This window comes from Silanimonas sp., assembly GCF_027530345.1.
Classification (GTDB): Bacteria; Pseudomonadota; Gammaproteobacteria; order Xanthomonadales; family Xanthomonadaceae; genus Silanimonas.
The window spans coordinates 1-12,605 of record NZ_JAPZQK010000040.1 but is presented as its reverse complement, the minus strand read 5'-3'; the positions used below and the strand labels follow the sequence as shown (position 1 = coordinate 12,605).

Below are 12,605 nucleotides of genomic sequence, written 5' to 3'. Positions count from 1 at the left end.
CCTCCGCCAACCAACGCTTCAGTTCTCGAGCACGCATCCGGCTTCTCCACGCCCGAAGTCCTCGGGCCGTTTCTAAACCGTGCTCCCACCCCGGCTCACCGTTCGAGACGATCAACAATCAACGCGAACAGCGCCTTTTTCGTTGCTTCCGATCGGCCGCGCAGCGCGCGGCGGGTTCCCCGAAGGCTTACTTCGCGTCGAGGTCGGTGTCGAACAGGCCGAGGTAGAGCGCCTTGTAGACCTGCGTGGCGTCGATGGTGCCTTCGATCTTCACCGCCCCCGGGCCGATGCCGCGCGCCACGGTGCCGCCGGCGCTGTCCGAATCGCTGGCCCAGGTGATGTAGAACGGGATGCGGTTGCCGTTCGCGTCCGTCGGCGTCAGGAAGGGCTCGCCCTTGTCGCTGTCGAGCAGGGAGCCGCTGGCCGTGCGCGCCGGCAGCGGGCGCGGCAGATCTTCCGGCTCGTTGAGGTCGTCGCTGGTGGCGTTCATGCCGCCGTTGTCCGAATCCGAGGCCACGACGACGGTGAGCGAGGGGTTGGCCTTTGCCTCCGCCAGCGCCAGTGCGATGGCGCGGTCGGCGCCGATGGCCGCTTCCAGCGTGGCCGGGACGTTGTTCTCGCCGCTCAGGTTGTCGGTGGCCTCTTCGTTGCCGACGATCAGGTAGCCGTTCGGGGCGCTCTTCACGCGCGACAGGATGAAGGCCAGCATCGCGTCGAAACGCGGCGCCTGCGGCTGGAAGGGCGGCAGGCCGGCAGCGGCAAGGCCGGCCTCGTCGGCCTCGTTGAAGGTCTCCTCGGCGGCGAACAGGCCCAGCACCTTGGTGGCCTCCGGCGGCAGCGCGGCGAGTTCGTCCGCGGTGAACACCACCGTGTAGCCCGCGGCCTTCGCTTCCTCGACGAGGTTGCGGCCGTCCTCGCGGACGCCCTCGCCGTGTACGCCCTTCACGCCCTTCGGCAGGAAGAACCTCTCGCCGCCGCCCAGCGCGATGTCGGGCTGCGCGGCGAGGATCTGGCGGGCGATCTCGGCCTCGTCGTCGCGGTTGGCGACGCTGGCGAGGAAGGCGCCGGTGCCGGGCTCGGTCAGCGAGGAAGAGTTGAGGATCGCCGTCATCTTGCCCGCGGACTTGGCTTCCACCATCAGGCTTTGCGCCTTGCCGGAGGCGGCCGTCGGGGTCGCGCCGTCGATGGCGCCGTAACTGTCGAGCTTGGCGCGCACGCCATAGGCATGCGTGGTGGCGCCCGCGTTCGAGCTCTGGTTCACCGAATCGATGCTCGGGCCGACGTAGATCGCCAGCCGCGGCAGCTGGTCCCAGGCCAGACGGCCATCGGGGCCAACGTGCATCAGGCGCGTGGCCATCCAGGTGTTCGCCCCCATGCCGTCGGGGTGCAGGAAGATCGCGCTGCGTGGGCCCGCGGTGGCCGCGGCATCGAGTGCCGGGCCCGGCGTGGCGACGGGTGCGGGTTCGGCCGCGGGCTGGCAGCCGGCGAGCCCGACGAGGGCGGTGGCCAGGCCGAGGCTCAAGGCGAGACGGCGGGGCAGGGCGGCAGGACGGACGGGACGGGCAGCCATCGGGCGGAACTCCGGTGAGGAAACCCCTGACGATATGTCGGTGGCGTGACCGTTCCGGGTCAATCCGTGGGCCGCTTTGCCGTGCGTCATGCCCTCAGCACTCGATGACGTTCACCGCCAGACCGCCGCGGCTGGTTTCCTTGTACTTGTCCTGCATGTCGCGGCCGGTGTCGCGCATGGTCTTGATGACCTTGTCGAGCGAGACCTTGTGGCTGCCATCGCCGCGCGCCGCCATGCGCTGCGCGTTGATGGCCTTCACCGCGCCCATGGCGTTGCGCTCGATGCAGGGGATCTGCACGAGGCCACCGATGGGATCGCAGGTGAGGCCGAGGTTGTGCTCCATGCCGATCTCGGCGGCGTTCTCCACCTGCGCCGGCGTGCCGCCCAGCGCGGCGGTGAGGCCGGCGGCGGCCATCGAGCAGGCCACGCCCACTTCGCCCTGGCAGCCCACCTCGGCGCCGGAGATCGAGGCATTTTCCTTGTAGAGGATGCCGATGGCGGCGGCGGTGAGCAGGTAGTCGTGGATGCCCTGCGCGCTCGCCTGCGGGCAGAAGCGCTCGTAGTAGTGGCCCACGGCCGGGATGATGCCGGCCGCGCCATTGGTCGGCGCGGTGACCACGCGGCCACCGGCGGCGTTCTCTTCGTTCACCGCCAGCGCGTAGAGGTTCACCCAGTCGAGGATGGTGAGCGGGTCGCGCAGCGCGGCTTCGGGACGGCTCGACAGGTCGCGTGCCATCGACGGCGCGCGGCGCCCCACCTTCAGCCCGCCGGGCAGTACGCCTTCCTCGCGCGTGCCGCGGGCCACGCAGGCGCGCATGGCGTCCCAGATCCGATCGAGGCCTTCGCGGATCTCGGCCTCGGGCCGCCACACTTTCTCGTTCTCGAACATCAGCTGCGCGATCGAGAGGCCGCTCTCCTTGCAGCGCACCAGCAGCTCGTCGCCCGAGTGGAAGGGGTAGGGCAGTTCGGTGGTGTCGGCGACGATGCGGTCTTCCGCCGCTTCGTCGGTGTTGACGACGAAGCCGCCGCCCACCGAGTAGTAGTCACGCGTGGCGATCACCTCGCCGTCGGCACCGAACGCGGTGAAGCGCATGCCGTTGGTGTGGTACGGCAGCTTCTCGCGCTTGTTGAACACCAGGTCGCGCTTCTCGTCGAATGCGATCTCGTGCGTGCCCATCAGGCGGATGCGCTTGCTGCCGCGGATGCGCTCGAGGCTGCCGGGGATCACGTCGGGGTCGATGCGGTCCGGCCAGTGGCCCTCGAAGCCCATCAGCACGGCCTTGTCGGTGCCGTGGCCGCGGCCGGTCAGGGCCAGGGAGCCGTAGAGTTCGGCGCGCACCCGCGCCACCGTGCCCAGCTGGCCCGGCTCTTGCAGCCACCGCTCCAGGAAGCGCGCTGCGGCGCGCATCGGACCCACGGTGTGCGAGGAGGACGGCCCGATGCCGATCTTGAAGATGTCGAAGAGGCTGACGGCCATGGGCGCGTGGACGGCGACGGTTCAGGAAGGGCGCCTAGTCTAACGGCCATGAAACTCGCCCTGTACCAGCGCGACGACTGCCATTTGTGCGATGCCGCATTGGACGTGCTCGCCGGCGCGGGTGCGCCCGACTTCGAGAGCGTGTGGATCGACGGCGATCCGGCGCTGGAGGCCCGTTACGGCACGCGCGTACCGGTGCTGCGCGACGAGGCCACCGGTGCCGAGCTGGCGTGGCCGTTCGACATCGTCGCGGTGGGCGATTTCCTGCGCGCCGGCTGAGCGCCCTCAGGGCTTCGGCTGTAGCACCAGCTGCGTCGTCACGGCTACGGCGTCGGGCATCACCTCGGTGTCGTCCCAGTCGCCGGTGCCGATGCCGAATTCGAGGCGCTTCACCGTGGCCGTGCCTTCGAGTTTCGGCGTCGCGCCCGGCGTCCATCGGAACGTGAGCGGCACGGGCTTGGTGATGCCGCGCAGCGTCAGCGTGCCATCGGCGACGAAGCGCCCATCGGCCAGCTTGCGGAAGGCCGTGGCCTGGTAGCGCGCCTGCGGCATCGCGGTGGCATTGAAGAACTCGGCGCCAAGCAGGGTCTCGTCGCGCTCGTCGTTCTCGGTGCCCGCGGACGCGAGCTGGATCACCACGTCGAAGCGGCCGGCGGCGCTCGCCGGATCGAAGGCGATGTCGGTCGTGAATTGCGCGAAGCGGCCATCGAAGGTTTCACCGTCGTAACTCGACGCGAAACCCAGGGTCGAACCGGTGGTGTGGCTGTAGCGCACCGGGCCCATCGGCGAGGTGGCGAGGGCGAGCGGGGCCGCGAGGGCCAGGGTGAGGGCGAGCAGGAAGCGCATGGCGGGGGTCGTCAGGGAATGGGGAGAGGTCGAGAGCAGCGTGGGAAGCGACGCGCGAGGCCGGTGTGATCAGGCCGCCGGCTTGATCCACGGCGCCATGCGCCGCAGCACCGCGTCCTTGAGCTGGTAGTGGTGGTAGAAGGCCGCGCCGGCATGCGCCACCAGCAGGGCGAGCAGGGCGTACACGCCCCATTCGTGCACCACGCCGGCGATCGCCTTGAGTTCGCGGTCCACCGCGCCGGCGCGATCCAGCAGGGTCCAGCCGAAGTAGGGCGTGGCGAAGTTCGAGGCCCAGTTGTAGGCCCAGCCGCTGGCCGGGATGGCGATCATCAGGGCGTACAGGCCGAGATGCCCGCCGTGCGCGGCCCAGCGCTGCCAGGCGGGCATGCCGTCCGGCAGCGCCGGCGTCGGCTGCACGAAGCGCCAGCCCAGCCGCAGCGCGGTCAGCGCCAGCACCGTCAGGCCAACGCTCTTGTGCAGCAGGTAGACGTCGCGCTTGAAGGGCGTGTTCGGCAGGTCTTCCATCACGAAGCCGACCGTCACCAGGGAGAGGATCAGCACCACGGTGACCCAGTGCAGCGCAATGCTGAGATGGCCCCAGCGCTCAGTCGTGTTGCGGATCGGCATCGTCGTTCTCCTGCGATTCGGTGGGCGCTTCGGCAGGGCTCCGGCGCGTGCGCACGGCTTCGACCTCGATGCGCACGCGCACCGTCGAGCCGATCAGGTTGGGCGAGCCGTCGAGCCCGAAGGCGCGGCGGTCGAGTTCAGCGGTGGCCGAGAAGCCGACGGTGCGGCGAAGTGTCAGCGGATGGCGGCGAAGGCCGTTGCGGTGCACCTCGAGCACCACAGGCGCCGTCGTGTCGCGCACCGTCAATTCGCCGTGCACGCGCGCATGGCGCTCGTCGATCGGCTCGATCCGCGTGGAACGGAAGGTGATCGTCGGGAACTCCTCGGCGCGGAACCAGCGGCGGCCGAGCATCGCGCGGTTCCAGTCGGCGTCGCCGAAATCGAGGCGCTCCACCGCCAGCTCGATCGTGGCCTCGGCGCCGTCCCAGCCTTCCGGGTCGTAGCGCAGCCGTCCGGTCGGTGCCGAGAGCGTGGCCAGACTGTAGGAAAAGCCCGCGTGGTCGACGTCGAAAACCACCCGCGAATGGGTCGGATCGAGTCGCCATTCGGGGATCGGCGCGGCCGCACCGACGGCCCCCGCGAACAGCGCCAAGCCCAGCAGCGGCGCGGCGAAGCGGGCGATCCGGCGGTGGCGGGCGAGGGGGTGCATGGCCGGCATTCTAGGCGCCGTGCCGGGCCGGGCGTCCCTTGCGGGCGCAATGCTGCGTTGCGAGCATGGCGCGCCACCGCCGCGAGGGCGGTTCGAAAGGGAAGCGATCGATGCGCGGCATGCTGAGGCTGTTCGGATGGATGCTGGGGCTCGCCGTGGCGCAGGCCGCGGTGGCGCGGGTGCCGGAAACCCCGCAGTTCCGCCGCATCGGCATCGAGCAGGGCCTGCCCTCCAGCCGCATCAACGGCCTCGCGCAGGACCGCGCTGGCTACCTGTGGGTCGCCACCGACGATGGCGTGGCGCGCTTCGACGGCCTGTCCATGCGGGTGTGGCGGCACAACCCCGGCATCGTCGGCGGCATGCCCGACAACCTCGTCAACACGCTGCACATCGACCGCAGCGACCGCGTCTGGCTGAGCTTCGGCAAGAACGGCGTGGGCGTCATCGACACCCTGCGCCGCGAGGTCAGCCCGCTCGTCTCCGACGACGTGCCCGGCTTCGCCACCGCCGATGTCTGGGCCATCGCCGAAACGCCCGACGGCTCGCTGTGGTTCGGCAGCTTCGGCGACGGCCTGTTCCAGCGCGAACCGGACGGGCGCGTGCGCGCGCACGGCCCGGTCCTCGCCGGCGCCGGCACCGAGCCCGATGCGCTGGTGGTCAGCCTCGCGACGACCACCGACGGCAGCCTATTCATCGGCACCGCCAGCGGGCTGGCGCAGTGGGTGGACGGCCGCGTCGAGCCGGTCTCCGTGCCCGGCCTCGACGGCGACGCCATCACCAGCCTGCAGGCCGAAGCCGACGGTTCGCTGTGGATCGGCGCGCGCAGCAGGTTGTGGCGGCGCAACCCCGACGGCCGCATCGCGCCCTCGCCGTGGGACGCCGAACTCGCCGGCACGCGCGTGCACGGCGTGCAGCGCGATGGCCGCGGCGGGCGCTGGATCTACACCGTGCGTGGCCTCTACTACGACGACGGCGAGGGCCTGCGCCGCTTCCTCGCGCCGGAAGCCGCCGAGGGCGACTACCAGCAGATGCTCGTCGACCGCCAGGGTGGCCTGTGGTTCGGCGATGCCGAATTCGGCCTCGTCTGGCTCTCCGGCTACTGGCGCAGCTTCGCCACCCTGACGCGGCAGAGCGACCCAAGCGCACGGCTGTCGATGCGCCAGGCCGGCGCGCTGGCCGAAGACGCCGACGGCAGCGTGCTGGTCGGCGGCGAAGAGGGCCGCCTCGATCGCCTCGATCCCACCCGCCAGCGCATCGAGAACAACGCCATCGCGCCCGCGGAACTCGGCAACGTGCGGCTCTACTCGCTGGCCCGCACGGCCGACGGCGCGCTGTGGGTGGGTGCGGCCAGCGGCCGCCTGTCGCGGCGCGACGCCGACGGCACGTGGCGACGCTGGGGGCCCGGCGATGGCGGCCCCGACGCCGCGCCGCGCGGGGCCATCGATTTCCTCGTGCCGCTGCCGGACGGCGGGCTCTGGGTCGCCGGCTACGGCGGCGGCCTGCAGCGACGTGATGCCGAAGGCCGCGTCACGCTCACCGTTGCGCCGGACAGCGGCCACGGGCTCGACACCTTCGACATGGAGGCCGTCACCGTCGGCCCCGACGATGCCCTGTGGGTCGCCAACGCGCAGGGCGTGCTGCGCTGGGATGGCACGCGCTTCCAGCTGCAGGTTGCCGCCGAGGGCGGGCCCGTGCAGGGCCTCGCCTTCGTCGACGCCAGCGATGTGTGGGTGTATCGCCCGGGCCTGCTGCAGCGCTGGCGCCGCGAGGCCGGCGCATGGACGAAGGTCGACCAGGTCGATTCCGGCAACGACGGCCTGCCGAGCGCGGAGGCCGGTGGCCTTGTGCGCGACGCCGCCGGCCGGCTGTGGCTGTTCACCGTGCGTGGCCTCATCCGTTTCGACCCGGCCACCCGCGGCATCCGCCGCTTCGGCCCCGGCGACGGCCTCGGCGAGAGCGAGTTCGGCCTGCGTCCGCCGCGCGTGCTCGCCGACGGCGTGGTGGTCGCCGGTACCGTCGGCGGCGCGGTGGTCTTCGATCCGATGAAGGTGGAGCCCGATACCCGGGTGGCGACGATGGTGCTGGAGTCGATCAGCGTCCGCCGCGCCGAGGACGTCGTCGACCTCGATGCCGTGGCTGCCGTGCAGCCCGGCGCGGTGGTGACCCTGCAGCCCGACGACCGCGACCTCCGCGTGGTGGCGCGGCTGATGTCCTTCGCCGATCCCTCCGCGCACCGCTACCGCTTCCGCCTCAACGGCTACGACCCCGACTGGGTGGACGTTGGCGCCAGCGGCGAACGCCTGCTGCCGCGGCAGTCGCCGGGCCGCTACACGCTCGACGTCATCGCGGCCGGGGCGGATGGGCGCTGGTCCGAGCCGATCACCCTCGCTGTCGACGTGCTGCCGCCGTGGTGGCGCGCCTGGTGGGCGTGGGCGCTGTACGCGTTGGCCGGCCTCGGGGTGCTGGGCGCCGCGGCCCTCATGTACCGGCGGCGCGTGCAGGCCCAGGCCGAAGAGCGGGGCCTGCAGGACGCGCGTCGCGTCGCGCAGCAGGCTTCCGAAGCCAAGACCGCCTTCCTCGCCGACCTCGGCCACGAGCTGCGCACACCGCTCACCGGCGTGCTCGGCATGACCGAGCTGATGCTGAAGGACCCGCTGCCGGAGCCGCAGCGCCAGCGCGCCGAAACGGTGATGCGCGCCGGCCAGCACCTGCTGCGGCTGGTGAACGACACCCTCGACCTCGCCCGCATCGAAGCCGGCCGCCTGCTGCTGCAGGACGAGGCCTTCGACCTCGCCGCTTTGGCCACCGACGTCGGCCAGCTGCTGCGCCCGAACGCGCAGGCCAAGGGCCTCGACTTTGCCGTGCAGCTTGCGCCGGGCCTGCCGCCGCGCGTTCGCGGCGACGAGTCGCGGCTGCGGCAGATCCTGCTCAACCTCGGCGGCAACGCCATCAAGTTCACCGAGCGCGGCCGCGTCACGCTGGCGCTGCGCCCGCTGCCGGGCGGCGGCGTGCAGTTCGACGTCGAGGACACCGGCATCGGCCTCGACGAAGCGCAGCAGCGCCGGCTGTTCCAGCGTTTCGAACAGGCCGACGGCGAGACCACGCAGCGCCGCTACGGCGGCACCGGGCTCGGCCTCGCCATCAGCCGCGAACTGGCCCGCGCCATGGGCGGCGAACTCACCCTGCGCAGCGCGAAAGGCGAGGGCAGCTGCTTCAGCGTGCGCCTGCCGCTGGCCGCCGACACCGCGCTCGCGCCGGTCGATCCCGACACCGATCGGCCGACGGCTGCCGAGCCCGGGGCCGCGCGCCCGGGCCTCGACCTGCTGCTGGTGGAAGACGACCCCATCGTCGCCGAGGTGATGCTCGGGCTGCTCGGCGCGCAGGGCCATCGCGTGCACCACGCCACGCAGGCGCTGAACGCGCTCACCCTGATGAAGACCGAGCGCATCGATGTCGGCCTGCTCGATCTCGACCTGCCCGCCGTCGACGGCTTCGAACTGGCGACGCTCATCCGCCAGAACGGCTGGACCCTGCCGCTGATCGCCGTCACCGCGCGCGCCGACGCCGTCTCCGAGCGTCGCGCCCGCGCCGCCGGCATGGACGGCTACCTGCGCAAACCGGTCACCGGCGCGATGCTGGCCGAAGCGCTGGATGGCATCGGCGCGGCCCCGCGACGTGGTGGATCACCCGTCGAGGGTGAGCGCCGCGCGCGCCCGCGCAGCGAAGGCCGCCCCGACGAGGCCGGCTGAGCCGGATCGCTCGGCGCCTCAGCGCCGCGAGTGCGAATGCACCGCGGCCACCAGGGCCGCGACGTGCTCCGGCGACATGTCGGGCGACATGCCGTGGCCGAGGTTGAACACATGGCCATCGCGCGAGCCGCCGTTGGCGGCCGCGTAGTCGTCCAGCGCGCGCGCCGCTTCGCGGGCGATGCCTTCCGGCGTCGCGTACAGGGTCACCGGATCGAGGTTGCCCTGCAGCGCCACCTTGCCGCCCGTGCGACGGCGTGCGTCGCCGAGCGACACGGTCCAGTCCACGCCCAGCGCTTCCGCACCGGACGCCGCCAGTTCTTCGAGATACGGGCCATTGCCCTTGCCGAACAGGATCAGCGGCGCGTGGTTCGCGCCTTCGCCGCGCGGCAGACGCTGCGCGATCTCCACGAGGTAGGGCAGGGAGAACTCGCGGTACAGGTGCGGCGCCATCACGCCGCCCCAGGTGTCGAACACCTGCATCGCCTGCGCACCGGCGAGGCGCTGCGCGTCGAGGTAGGCGATGACGGCATCGGTCACCTTGCGCAGCAGCGCATGCAGCGTGGCCGGCTGGTTCAGGGCCATCGCCTTGATGCGCGCGAAATTGTCGGAACCGCCGCCTTCCACCATGTAGCAGGCCAGCGTCCACGGGCTGCCCGAGAAGCCGATCAGCGGCACGCGGCCGCGCAGCTCGCGGCGGATCACCCGCACCGCGTCCATCACGTAGCGCAGCTCGGTCTCCATGTCCGGCGTGCCGAGGGCGTCGACATCGGCCATCGAACGCACCGTGCGCTCGAACTTCGGGCCCTCGCCATCGGCGAAGTACAGGCCGAGGCCCATCGCATCCGGCACGGTGAGGATGTCGGAGAACAGGATGGCGGCGTCGAGCGGGAAGCGCTCCAGCGGCTGCAGCGTGACCTCGCAGGCCAGCTCCGGGTTCTTCGCCATGGCGAGGAAGCTGCCGGCCTTGGCGCGGGTGGCGCGGTACTCCGGCAGGTAGCGGCCGGCCTGGCGCATGAGCCAGACGGGCGTGTGTGGCACGGGTTCGCGGCGCAGGGCGCGCAGGAACACATCGTTATGGAGCGGGTCGTTCTGCAGCAGGTTGGTCACGGTCGCCCTCCGGGCGTCAACGAGGGGCGTCCGCGGGACGCCATCAACGGGGCGCGTCCGCGCCTTGCGCGAACATCACTTGGAAGCCGCGCTTCAGCTGCGCGTCTCGGGCCGATTCGAAGGCGGCGAGCGCGGTGTCGCGGGCGAGGTACTGCTCCCGCTTCACCGTGGGGCGTGCGCCGGTGGTGCCGCTCTCGCGGACAAGGAACCAGCCGCCGAACAGGTCCTGCTCCAGCGTGAGCTGGACGTACTTCGGGGCTTCGCCGGCGGTCGGGCGCTGTTGCAGATAGAGGCGCATAGGGCGCGCATTGTAAGGGAGCCGCGCCGTCGCGGCCCCGTGCACCGGCCTCGGCCGCTCAGCGTGTGGCCAGAAGAGGTGCGGACGCCGGCTCGACAACCGCCGCCAGCGCTGCCAGCTCCCCCGAGGCCTGCATGGCCTCGAGCGCCGCGGCCAGACGCGGTGCGAGCGCCGCATGGCGCCGGTGCAGGCCATGGTAGGCGGGCTGCTCGCACAGCGTGGCCTGCTCCACGACGTTCCGAAGCCCGAGCTGTGCCGTGTGTCGGCGCTGGTCCATCGGGGCGTCCACGACCACGTCCAGCCGGCCGGCGGCCAGCATGCGGTAGAGCTGGACGGCGGTCGTCACTTCGGTCACGCGGTCCAATCCCGCCACCAGCCGCTGGGATTGCAGCAGCCCGCGCACGATCCCCACGCGGCGCCCACGAAGGTCCGCCACGTTGCGCACCGTGAAGCCGGCATCCGAGCGAACGTAGGCCACCAAGGACACCTGCATCAGGGGCGGCCCCACCCGCATCAGGGTCGGGTGCGCGTCGAAGTAGGGGGCGATGCGCGCCACTTCGCCGTCCAGCCTTCCCGCGTCCAGGCGCTGCGAGGCCCGCGGGGCCGGGAGGGGCTCCAAGCGGAGCGTCAGCCCCGCCCGCGCATAGGCCCGCTGCAGGATCGCTGAGACCCTGTCGGATGTGGCGGAGTCCTGGGCCCGCGCGATGTTCAGCACGGCGGGGGCCTCAGGACGGGGCGGCGAGGACGGGGCCGCGCCCCCGGCGAGTCCCGGCAGCAGGGCCAGGATCAGGCCGAAGGTCCGCCAACCGCCGCCCAGACAGGACACGGCCTCCGGCCGGTGCGGGCGGGGTTGGCAGTAGCAGACAGGGGAGGGCATGCCGCAGCCTTCATGGTCGACGTTGACTCGCGCTCGAAGTGTCCCGCCGCCGCGGCCCGGGCGGCATCGGGAAAATCAGCGATCCAAGGGGCTGAGCACCCCCCCGGCGCCCCGGTTCAGCACGTGCGTGTAGATCTGGGTGGTCTTCACGTCGCGATGGCCGAGCAGCTCCTGCACCGTGCGGATGTCGGCGCCGGACTCCAGCAGGTGGGTGGCGAAACTGTGACGCAGCGTGTGGCAGGTCACCGGCTTCGGGATGCCCGCCTCGACGCGGGCGCGCTTCACCGCTGCCTGCAGCACCTTCTCGTCGAGGTGGTGGCGACGCTCGATGCCGGTGCGCGGGTCCTTCGAGCGCCGCGACGCCGGGAACACGTACTGCCACACCCAGTCCTCGCCGGCGTTCGGGTACTTGCGCGCCAAGGCGTTCGGCAACCACACCGAGCCGAAGCCCGCCTCGAGATCGCGCGCATGCTCGACCCGCGCGTCCTCCATCTGCCGACGCAGCGGCTCGGCCAGCTTCGACGGCAGCATCGTGTGGCGGTCCTTGTTGCCCTTGCCCGAGCGCACCGTGATCTCCCAGCGCTCGAAGTCGACATCCTTCACGCGGAGGCGGATCACCTCCATCAGGCGCAGGCCCGAGCCGTAGAGCAGAGAGGCCATCAGCCACTCGCGGCCCTGCATCCGCGAAAGCAGGCGCACCACCTCCCCGCGCGAGAGGACCACCGGCACGCGGATGCTTCGCTTCGCCCGCACCACGTCGTCCAGCCACTCCGGCGACATCCCGAGCAGTTCGCGATACAGAAAGAGCAACGCCGACAACGCCTGCGACTGCGTGCTCGCCGACACCCGACCCTCCACCGCCAGCCGAGTGAGGAATGCGCCCATCGCTCGCCCGTCCATTTCTTTAGGGTGCCTTCGCCCGTTCTCCGCGATATACCGGCGAATCCACCCGAGATACGCATGCTCCGTCCGAATGCTGTAGTGCTTCGTCCGCAACATGAGGCGAACCGCGTCGATCACCTCCCTCGGCGTCGCCGCACTAAGCGCCACTTCCCGAGGGTCCTTTAGCACCCCCGGCTCGCCGCCCGATTTTTTCATCCCGGTATTCCCGCCGCGCATTCCGTTGCTCTCGGCGCAAAGCTGGCATGCCCGAACCCCCTCAGCCATCGGATATCGTGTTGATCCTGCGTAGGATTTCGGCCGTTGACCGACACGCAGTGGCCCTTCAGGCTTCTGCTACACCCCCTAGCGGGGTACACAAGTAGTTAGGCGCAGCCCCAAAAGTTCGCAAGGAGTTTCAAGTGTTCGCACTGAATGCGCTCATCATTCTCACCTTTCTCGTTGTGATTCCGGTGCTCATTGGGCTCGCCATTTGGTGGGCTGTGAGGGCAAACACTGGTCCAAC

The 12,605-nt window shown here is 71.2% G+C and carries 11 protein-coding genes; 2 read left to right on the top strand and 9 right to left on the bottom strand.

Annotated elements, in window-relative coordinates:
- Positions 1-187: 187 nt before the first annotated feature.
- Both O9255_RS13895 and O9255_RS13890 read right to left on the bottom strand, forming a co-directional pair.
- On the bottom strand, positions 188-1,570 hold the full coding sequence (locus O9255_RS13895; protein ID WP_297867464.1) for an alkaline phosphatase: 1,383 nt from the start codon (positions 1,568-1,570) through the stop codon (positions 188-190).
- A gap of 94 nt (positions 1,571-1,664) precedes the next feature.
- Complete coding sequence (locus O9255_RS13890) at positions 1,665-3,047, bottom strand: L-serine ammonia-lyase (protein ID WP_297867463.1); 1,383 nt, start codon at positions 3,045-3,047, stop codon at positions 1,665-1,667.
- A 48-nt stretch (positions 3,048-3,095) separates the two neighbouring features.
- Between O9255_RS13890 and O9255_RS13885 the strand changes: the two genes are divergently transcribed.
- On the top strand, positions 3,096-3,326 hold the full coding sequence (locus tag O9255_RS13885) for a glutaredoxin family protein (protein WP_297867462.1): 231 nt from the start codon (positions 3,096-3,098) through the stop codon (positions 3,324-3,326).
- A gap of 6 nt (positions 3,327-3,332) precedes the next feature.
- Here the strand turns inward: O9255_RS13885 and O9255_RS13880 are convergent, their stop codons facing one another.
- From O9255_RS13880 to O9255_RS13870, 3 genes are all read right to left on the bottom strand, one after another.
- Entirely contained in the window at positions 3,333-3,893 is a 561-nt protein-coding gene (locus O9255_RS13880) for a YceI family protein (protein WP_297867461.1), read from the bottom strand.
- Positions 3,894-3,962: 69 nt separating this feature from the next.
- Positions 3,963-4,520: a cytochrome b gene (locus tag O9255_RS13875; protein ID WP_297867460.1), complete on the bottom strand. Its 558-nt coding sequence runs from the start codon at positions 4,518-4,520 to the stop codon at positions 3,963-3,965.
- Positions 4,498-5,169 (bottom strand): YceI family protein, encoded by a 672-nt coding sequence (locus tag O9255_RS13870; protein ID WP_297867459.1) that lies wholly within the window; start codon positions 5,167-5,169, stop codon positions 4,498-4,500. Before O9255_RS13870 ends, O9255_RS13875 begins: the two co-directional genes overlap by 23 nt.
- A 110-nt stretch (positions 5,170-5,279) precedes the next feature.
- On the opposite strand from O9255_RS13870, the gene O9255_RS13865 reads away from it, so the two are divergent.
- Positions 5,280-8,918, top strand: a complete 3,639-nt coding sequence (locus O9255_RS13865; protein ID WP_297867458.1) for a hybrid sensor histidine kinase/response regulator — start codon at positions 5,280-5,282, stop codon at positions 8,916-8,918.
- Positions 8,919-8,936: 18 nt separating this feature from the next.
- On the opposite strand, the gene hemE is transcribed toward O9255_RS13865, so the two are convergent.
- The 4 genes from hemE to O9255_RS13845 form a co-directional block, all read right to left on the bottom strand.
- Positions 8,937-9,986, bottom strand: coding sequence for a uroporphyrinogen decarboxylase (gene hemE / locus O9255_RS13860; protein WP_297867465.1), 1,050 nt, complete (start codon positions 9,984-9,986; stop codon positions 8,937-8,939).
- 82 nt (positions 9,987-10,068) lie between these two features.
- A complete protein-coding gene (locus O9255_RS13855; RefSeq protein ID WP_297867457.1) occupies positions 10,069-10,323 on the bottom strand; it encodes a WGR domain-containing protein in 255 nt (84 codons plus the stop codon).
- A 58-nt stretch (positions 10,324-10,381) separates the two neighbouring features.
- Positions 10,382-11,200, bottom strand: a complete 819-nt coding sequence (locus tag O9255_RS13850; RefSeq protein WP_297867456.1) for a transporter substrate-binding domain-containing protein — start codon at positions 11,198-11,200, stop codon at positions 10,382-10,384.
- Between the two features lie 75 nt (positions 11,201-11,275).
- The gene (locus O9255_RS13845) at positions 11,276-12,298 is read right to left on the bottom strand and encodes an integron integrase (RefSeq protein ID WP_297867455.1); all 1,023 of its coding nucleotides are present in this window, start codon (positions 12,296-12,298) and stop codon (positions 11,276-11,278) included.
- Positions 12,299-12,605: the final 307 nt, after the last annotated feature.

Excerpts from the sequence above, each read along its gene's own strand:
- O9255_RS13880 (WP_297867461.1), bottom strand. The coding sequence starts at position 3,893 with ATGCGCTTCCTGCTCGCCCTCACCCTGGCCCTCGCGGCCCCGCTCGCC.
- O9255_RS13890 (WP_297867463.1), bottom strand. The coding sequence starts at position 3,047 with ATGGCCGTCAGCCTCTTCGACATCTTCAAGATCGGCATCGGGCCGTCC.
- O9255_RS13895 (WP_297867464.1), bottom strand. The coding sequence starts at position 1,570 with ATGGCTGCCCGTCCCGTCCGTCCTGCCGCCCTGCCCCGCCGTCTCGCC.
- O9255_RS13850 (WP_297867456.1), bottom strand. The coding sequence starts at position 11,200 with ATGCCCTCCCCTGTCTGCTACTGCCAACCCCGCCCGCACCGGCCGGAG.
- O9255_RS13845 (WP_297867455.1), bottom strand. The coding sequence starts at position 12,298 with ATGAAAAAATCGGGCGGCGAGCCGGGGGTGCTAAAGGACCCTCGGGAA.
- O9255_RS13865 (WP_297867458.1), top strand. The coding sequence starts at position 5,280 with ATGCGCGGCATGCTGAGGCTGTTCGGATGGATGCTGGGGCTCGCCGTG.
- O9255_RS13855 (WP_297867457.1), bottom strand. The coding sequence starts at position 10,323 with ATGCGCCTCTATCTGCAACAGCGCCCGACCGCCGGCGAAGCCCCGAAG.
- O9255_RS13885 (WP_297867462.1), top strand. The coding sequence starts at position 3,096 with ATGAAACTCGCCCTGTACCAGCGCGACGACTGCCATTTGTGCGATGCC.
- O9255_RS13875 (WP_297867460.1), bottom strand. The coding sequence starts at position 4,520 with ATGCCGATCCGCAACACGACTGAGCGCTGGGGCCATCTCAGCATTGCG.
- O9255_RS13870 (WP_297867459.1), bottom strand. The coding sequence starts at position 5,169 with ATGCACCCCCTCGCCCGCCACCGCCGGATCGCCCGCTTCGCCGCGCCG.